The sequence below is a fragment of the Pseudomonas meliae genome, assembly GCF_001400515.1.
Lineage (GTDB): Bacteria > Pseudomonadota > Gammaproteobacteria > Pseudomonadales > Pseudomonadaceae > Aquipseudomonas > Aquipseudomonas amygdali.
Map to the genome: position 1 here is coordinate 1 of NZ_LJQT01000126.1, position 2,050 is coordinate 2,050.

Consider the following 2,050-nt stretch of genomic DNA (forward strand, 5'->3'; position numbering starts at 1 on the left):
GTTGGCTGTTCCATTGCTCCCCGGCGCCCTAGAACGGAGCCTCAGGCACCACGGATTTCATCGGTACAAACGCTGCCGTGCAATCGACCGGTGTTCCGTTACCAGGACTTCCGGACACCGTGACGTCATCCTTTATCGAAGGCACCAGTTTGTTGGCGAAACTGACCGGCCCTGGCCCCAATATGAAGTGGGTCGAGGTGAGTCCGGTGAAGCTGGGTTGGGTTCCGTCAAAGACAACGTTATCCAGCGTGATGGAAATCGGTCGTTTTTGGCCGTTGTCATTGTATCCGACAAAAGTCGCCTTACCGCCACCGAAGCGTTGGCTGCCCAGGTAGTGGAAGCCTTTCACGGTGATACCACTGAAATCAGGGTACGAGGTTCCGCCGGCGCTGCCGTAGTTGGTGTCGAACACTAGCGGGAATTTGACGTTGCGCATGCATATGTTCGCGTAGCTGACGCTGTCGACGGTCCCTCCGCTCTTGGCTCCTGACTTTATTCTCAATCCAATGCCGTCCTGGCTGTCTGCGCCATCTGCTGCCAGATCCACAACGCTGACATTGTGTACGCCGCCGCTGGTTTCACTGCCGATGGACAAGCCGTGCCCATAGTAAAAGTGATTGTGCGCGAACATCAGGTCCCGGCTGCCGGGGAGGCGGCTGGACTTTATCGCTACGTTGTCATCGCCTGTACTGATATAGGAGTAGGCCAGCAGTACCTTGTTTGATTGGCCGGGGTCGAAGCCATCGGTGTTCTTCACGGTTTCAGGGGTAAAGCAGGTGCCCGGTGTCTTCTGGTCGGGCGTCGAACCGGTCGGGCAGTGATAACCCTCAACCGTATAGACACGGCTGGGATTCAAAATCTTGATCCCCCAGACCGTCACCCCTGTCACGCCGTCAGTCACAATGTTGAAGGCCGGCGCGTTTTGCAGCGTTAGCCCCTGGATGACAAAGTCTGTCCCCCCACTGACCTGAATCAGGCGCGGTTTTTGCTGGTAAGCATTGGACAAGGTCTTCTGGTAAACAAGGTCCCACCAGCTGCGCAGATTGGCATTTGCCCCTGAGGTAAGCAGACTCCCGCCGCGACCATCAATCACGCCTTTTCCGATCACGCCGCTGGCGCGGGTGTTTTTTGCAGAAATCAGCGAGCTGCAGGCGTCCTGATTGGCGACCGTGGTCACTCCGCAGGTGCCCTTGCCGTTGTCATAGTCTTTGGGGTTGCGTGACGCGAAAAGCGTAACGCCCTCGTCGACCCACAGCGTAACGCCGGACTTCAGTTGCAGAGGACCGCTGAGGAACGCTGAGTTGTCACCTGTGCCCTTGACAAGCTGGACGGCTTGTCCGGCGGCACAACCGTCGATTGCACTCTGGATTCTGTCTTGGTCAGGTCGGGAGTCGAGCGCCGCACTGTCGACACTGTCCAGTGAGCCGTTCCTGGGCGTTAGTGTGGCCTGTATCTGCTTGCAAACTGGCGGGCTGGATGGCTCGCTTACCCTGCCCCAGGACGTGACTACTGCAGCGTCGCTGGCCGCCTGCGTGGGTAAAGTGACAGTAAGCGAAATACCCACGGAAGTGGCTATCCAGAATACGTGCCGAAACGTGCAGGCAACGTATTTTTGCCCCGCCGCAATGAAAGATTGCATGTTCATGAAAGCTTTCCTACCTATTTTTTGACCAATGAGCGCCACCGACACTTATGAATGATGGCAGGCCTGGGCTTGTGTTCAGTTACCTTTCTGTCAATGTCTCTGCATTGAACGATGCGACGTTCGGTGCTTCAATCCCGATACACACAATCTGATCGAACTCTGAAATAGCGAGGACTTGGATCTGAATCCCATCCTCAATCAGAATATTTTCACCTTCACGGCGAGTCAGAACAAGCATAGCGCTTTCCTTTCTTATTGATTGCATGGAGGCGGACATGGACGAGCCTCTACTGATTCGGCCCAGCGGTGTAGCGGCTGGACATGCTTGGTCACGAAGAACCTTCATGGTCGCCAAGCCCAATTCTGCCAGGAAGAGTGCAATTGACGCGCTAAGAGGGTGTAGAC

The 2,050-nt window shown here is 55.9% G+C and carries 1 protein-coding gene and 1 pseudogene; both read right to left on the reverse strand.

The genetic code is table 11. The annotated features are described in order from the left end of the window. Positions 1–28: 28 nt before the first annotated feature. Positions 29–1,645, reverse strand: a complete 1,617-nt coding sequence (locus ALO64_RS05545) for a glycoside hydrolase family 28 protein (RefSeq protein ID WP_235378764.1) — start codon at positions 1,643–1,645, stop codon at positions 29–31. A 14-nt stretch (positions 1,646–1,659) separates the two neighbouring features. Continuing rightward, positions 1,660–1,883 (reverse strand): annotated as a pseudogene (locus ALO64_RS05550) (carbon storage regulator). Between the last annotated feature and the right edge of the window lie 167 nt (positions 1,884–2,050).